Below are 4879 nucleotides of genomic sequence, written 5' to 3' on the forward strand. Positions count from 1 at the left end.
CGATCCCGATCCCGATCCGATCCCGACGGCCTTGGATGGTCGGACGCTTCATCGAAATTTGACTCATCTGCGAGCATTTTGCGCCCTCAAGGATCCTAGGAGCCTGTCCGACTTAGTAAAGTGACCATCAACAACTTCCCCCCTTTCGCAAAGGGGGGCTAGGGGGGATTTCGGGCGGGATCGCTCGTATCGGGAAACAATTAATGGGCGCTTTCTTAGGATGAATCGGCTGCGGAATCGGGAGAAGGGTCCCTTTCGCCCCGCTTTTTCGTTACATAGAACCACTATGCGCCTCAAAACCGGAACGAAATGGCCTCGCTCTCCCACTTCCTCGCTTCGATCCCCCCAAGTCGGACAGGCTCCTAGGGGCCTCTACCATGATTTCCAGACAGCCTCTTAGGAATCAGGACTTGCGGGAGACCTTGGTCGCTCTCAGGTCAATGACGAGGTTTGCCCAGCGCCATGTAGGCCCAGCATTAGACCAATCAGCGGGCGAGGTTCCAAGAGGAGGCGTGGCCGTTCCCCGTCTGCGGAGGTTGGCGCTCCTTGGGCTGTTGGTCGGCACGCTCATGTCCCCTAAATGTGCGGCGGCGATCCGCATGCTCGCGGCAGCCGCGATCGCGCGCCCGTCGCGGCGGGGCACCGCTCCCACTGACCGGGCGGTTGGACTAAAAGGATGATCGAGGCCGCCCTGTAGATGCTCGGCGCGGAACCTTACTCGGCGTTTCTATTGGTTGCGCCGTGCGGCCCCGACCCGGCTGTTACACTCGGTTCTCCTACAACAAAGACCGAAGAGTGATGGGGATGAGATCAGATCGAATGACTAGAGATCGAATGCTTAGAGATCGGGCAACTGGAAATCGAACAATAATCACTATCCGACCCGAGTCGGGAACTGCCGCCTTTGCTCAACGCAAGACCGCCAGGTTGTTCCTGATGCTACCGCTGACCGCTTTGCTCGGGGCTTGCGCCACGAATGGAGGCTTGTTTGAGAGATCGAGCGATACCCTGTCCATCCAATCGACCCCCACGGGCGCGCAGGTCTGGGTCATGGGCAAACAATCCGGCCTGACGCCAACGTACCTGCCGCTCAGCCAGGTCTTTCCGCAAGTCTATAAGCCGGAGGATCAGGCGTTGTATGGACAGGTTCGCCTGGTCAAGGAGGGGTGCGATCCAATGACGATTCCAGTCAGCACCTCGGGTGTCGCGGCTGGAGTCAATGCCAAGCTCGTCTGCGGGGAGAAACCGGCATCCGTCGCAGGAACAGCCGCGAAGACCCCCGCCGCCGCATCCGCCACGCGCGCGGCGCCGAGTCGCTCGGCCAAGGCGCGACTGATCGAGTTGAAGGAATTGCGTCAGGATGGACTGATCAGCGAGAAGGAATATCAGCAACTGCGCGAACGGGTTCTGGATACCCTCTAGAACCTCGCCCTCGCTTCCCCCGCCGGTCTCGCCGGCGGGGGAGAGGACAGCCGCGATCAACGACCGCCTGGATGGGAGAGGAGCCGGATATAGGTGACCAGCTCGCTGATTTCGTGATCGCTGAGGATACCCTTCCAGGCCGGCATCATCCCTTTACCGCTCTTGATAATGGCCGCCAGTTGCTGGTTGCTGAGCCGATCCATCCGCGCGGGGTTGGTGTGGTCAGCGGGTTGGATCTCCAGGAGGCTGGTCATGAAACCCTCGCCCTTGCCGTTCTGACCATGACAGGCGATACAGTAGAGCTGATAGTACTGCTGGCCTTCGATCGGGTCGGCTTCCAGCGGATGGCTGGACCCCGCGAGATAGCGGATATAGGAGACAGCGGCCAGGAGCTGCGTATCCGGGTAGATGTCCCGCCACTTTGGCATGTCGCGTAAATGCCCGCGGCCGCCCTTGATCTCATCCAATAAGGCTTGGTCCGACATGCCATCGAGCTTTTGACGGCGCGCGCGGAAATCGGCCGCGTTGATCCTCAGCTTCTTGGCCAGCGATCCATCGCCCCGACCCTGTGGGCCGTGGCAGAGGATGCAGCTTGAGTTGTAAACCTTCCAGCCCTCGAAGGTCTTGAGGTACTCGGCGTCGGCCGCCCGGCCCATCAGGAGAAGGACGAACCCAAGCGCCAGGGATGCCTGTTTGATTGATCTACTCATGGATAGCTCCCGATCAGAAACCAACGAAGAGTTGCAGCATGGTCAGACTGTCTTGCTCGTTCTCGCGCGCATCCACGCCCGATCCGGTCTCGATGACGTGATACAGCTCCAAGCGGATATTTTGGGCGAGAAGAAAGTTCCCACCGAGCGTATAGGCGTTGAAGGTGTTGTCGGTTGCTTGCCCGTTGTCCAGGGTGCGAAAGGCAAGATACAAATTGAGCCGGTTGGGAAGGACACCAAGCTGCCCCATGATCGCGAAGGAACTGGCATTGCCTTGGGTGTAACCCCACAGACTATCCGCGTTTCCATCGGCCTGACCGTAGCTGGCATAGAGGCTCAAAGGTAAATCACGCACGGTGCCGAGCGCCTGGGCATCGATGACCCAGGCATCGGTCTTGAGCGTTTCCTCGCCCTCGATGCCAGCGGGTTTCGCCGAGCCGTTCCAAAGCTGAAAACCGAGCGCGGTATCCCATGACCCGAAACTGGAGGTATAGGCGGCGCGCAGGTAATTGGAGAGCCCGCCCAGTTCAACGTCGAAATTCTCGCCATTGAAGCCAGGTGTCCAGGGCGTGTAGTTGATGAAATATTGCGGGTTCGACACCACGAACGCCATGCCAGTGGCGCCACCTGCCCCGGTATTGAGCGCTTGTGACGCACTGAAGCCGGAGCGATATTCGATTGGTCGGATATTGCGCACGGCCCCCGTGTTGAGCAGCTCGAAACCGTAGCCAGCGCCGAGCCCATCTGTCGAAAACGGAATCAGGCTCAGCCTGGTCGAGCCAAATTCAGCGACGTTGAACTGGATCTTCGAACCCAACAGCGAGACGCCGCTACCGCTGACCGGAACGTCGCCGCCCTCCACCTCGGCGCTGTCGTCGGCGACGCCATTCACGGCGATTCCCGCCAACCCAATCTCGAATAGAAAGCCAACATTCTTGGCCGCTCGACCGCCGATCAGCAACGCCGCCTCGTCGGGCCACTGGATCTGGCCGCGATCCGTCCCTTGATCGGTATTGCCATTGGTCTTCGCATACCGAAACTTGCCGATCAACGAGGCGTTCAAGACCGACGGCAGCGAGAGATGATCGCCCTCGATGAGTGCCTGCGTTCCCACCATGGTGTATCCGCCCGCCTTGAATGAACGACCAAATGAATTGAGCGCAGGGAAGTTCTGATTGTGACAGGCGGCGCACGCCAGCCCGACCTGCCGCGCGAAGGCGGGAGTCGCCTTGGCATCTGGCGTGGTGAATAAAGTGGTGCCAATCAGGCCACCCATATAGAGCAACACGAGCAGTGTCGCGATTAGAATTCGATGCATCATTGAATCCCGTCCTCGTCGTTGATTTCTCATTCTATGTCTGCATAAACGGCGCAAACGCGGCCGAATGCTAGAAAAATATCGCCATATAATTAAATTGTTATTTGCTGGCTCAACGCCACGAGTCCAGATTTCACTGAACAGGCATCCGCTAACAATCCGACAAATGACTTAGATCAAGCACAAGAATCCAGCAGCTGGATGTCGCAAGGCGACAAAATTAATCCTAAGTATTTGTTTTATATTTGCATTTAGCAAACAATATGCAGCCTTTGCCGACCGTCAGGATCCGCGAGTCGACAGTTGCTTTGGAGGTATGCGTTGAAGGTATGCTGTTGACTTGAGGGGAAAAGCGACCCGTTGCCAGATCGTGATCACGCGGCGCGACAAGTCGGGCCTCGTCACGGATGCGGATGGCGCGGCGCAATGGGGCGAGTTCGGTTGATTCATAAATCAGAGCCGATGTCTTAGGCATCCTCATTGCGACCGCTTTTCTGGCATGGATCATCGTTTCGGCCGATCGCTTGTGCCTATCTGTAGTCAGGGCGTCTAGCCCTGAGATCGTCAGGCCAAGATGGCCTGACTACAGAGTCAGCTTTGCAGCCGGCCGGAACGATGATCAAGGCCGCTTTTCTAAAGCCACGATTCAACTTGAATGCCGAGCATTCACGGAGCACTCCATTCGATGAGAAACCAGACAGCCGCCGTCATTCCATTGGCCTTCATGCTGCTCTCCGCGATCACCTTGCTCGGACTGGTCGATCTCGGCTTCGATCTGCGACATGGCGTATCGCGATTTCATCTCATCAGCGAGATTGCGATTCTGCTGTTGAGTCTCGGCTCGATCTGCTGGCTAGGATCGGTCTGGGCGCGCACACGGGACGTCGCGGTATCCGCCACGGATGTTCTCGACCGACACCGGCTCGGCCTGGCCGAGAACATCGAGTCACAACTCCGTGCCTGGGGGCTGACCAAGGCTGAGTCCTGCGTCGCCATGTTTTTGCTCAAGGGGATCAGTCATCAGAAGATTGCGAGCTGCTGCAATCGCAGTGAACGAACGATCCGGCAGCACGCCGTCGCGGTGTACCAAAAGTCAGGCTTGGCTGGCCGCGCGGAATTGGCGGCCTTTTTCATCGAGGATCTGCTTCCGCCGCATGATTCGCGCGACGGTTTGACTCAGGGCCTGGCCACTGCCGAACGGCGCCAGTCGACGCCATCGCTCGGGCGAAAGGCCGCGCCCCCTCCGCCCCACCCCCTGTCCGAGCCTCGGGCAGTCAGCCATACCTGAGCCGTCACTGATCGTCTTTTACGCAGGTGTTAGAGGTTGTCTGGAAATCATGGTCGAGACATTTGTAGATACTCTGTTCTGACGCAAGTCCGATTTGCCTCCTGTCCATCATTTTTTTCTATCGGCATCGTTGTCTCAGCG

Annotated in this window: 4 protein-coding genes; 2 read left to right on the top strand and 2 right to left on the bottom strand. The window is 58.2% G+C overall.

Annotated features, from left to right (window positions below; genetic code table 11):
• Nucleotides 1–984: 984 nt before the first annotated feature.
• On the top strand, nucleotides 985–1422 hold the full coding sequence (locus tag G3480_RS25075) for an SHOCT domain-containing protein (protein ID WP_164656947.1): 438 nt from the start codon (nucleotides 985–987) through the stop codon (nucleotides 1420–1422).
• Nucleotides 1423–1478: 56 nt separating this feature from the next.
• Here G3480_RS25075 and G3480_RS25080 read toward each other — a convergent pair whose 3' ends face one another.
• Together G3480_RS25080 and G3480_RS25085 are read right to left on the bottom strand one after the other, a co-directional pair.
• Nucleotides 1479–2132: a c-type cytochrome gene (locus G3480_RS25080; RefSeq protein ID WP_164656948.1), complete on the bottom strand. Its 654-nt coding sequence runs from the start codon at nucleotides 2130–2132 to the stop codon at nucleotides 1479–1481.
• Between the two features lie 13 nt (nucleotides 2133–2145).
• On the bottom strand, nucleotides 2146–3453 hold the full coding sequence (locus G3480_RS25085) for a hypothetical protein (protein ID WP_164656949.1): 1308 nt from the start codon (nucleotides 3451–3453) through the stop codon (nucleotides 2146–2148).
• A 682-nt stretch (nucleotides 3454–4135) separates the two neighbouring features.
• Between G3480_RS25085 and G3480_RS25090 the strand changes: the two genes are divergently transcribed.
• Complete coding sequence (locus tag G3480_RS25090) at nucleotides 4136–4738, top strand: helix-turn-helix transcriptional regulator (RefSeq protein ID WP_164656950.1); 603 nt, start codon at nucleotides 4136–4138, stop codon at nucleotides 4736–4738.
• Nucleotides 4739–4879 lie beyond the last annotated feature (141 nt).

It is taken from the genome of Thiorhodococcus mannitoliphagus, assembly GCF_010915725.1.
GTDB classification, from domain to species: domain Bacteria; phylum Pseudomonadota; class Gammaproteobacteria; order Chromatiales; family Chromatiaceae; genus Thiorhodococcus; species Thiorhodococcus mannitoliphagus.

Excerpts from the sequence above, each read along its gene's own strand:
- G3480_RS25090 (WP_164656950.1), top strand. The coding sequence starts at position 4,136 with ATGAGAAACCAGACAGCCGCCGTCATTCCATTGGCCTTCATGCTGCTC.
- G3480_RS25085 (WP_164656949.1), bottom strand. The coding sequence starts at position 3,453 with ATGATGCATCGAATTCTAATCGCGACACTGCTCGTGTTGCTCTATATG.
- G3480_RS25080 (WP_164656948.1), bottom strand. The coding sequence starts at position 2,132 with ATGAGTAGATCAATCAAACAGGCATCCCTGGCGCTTGGGTTCGTCCTT.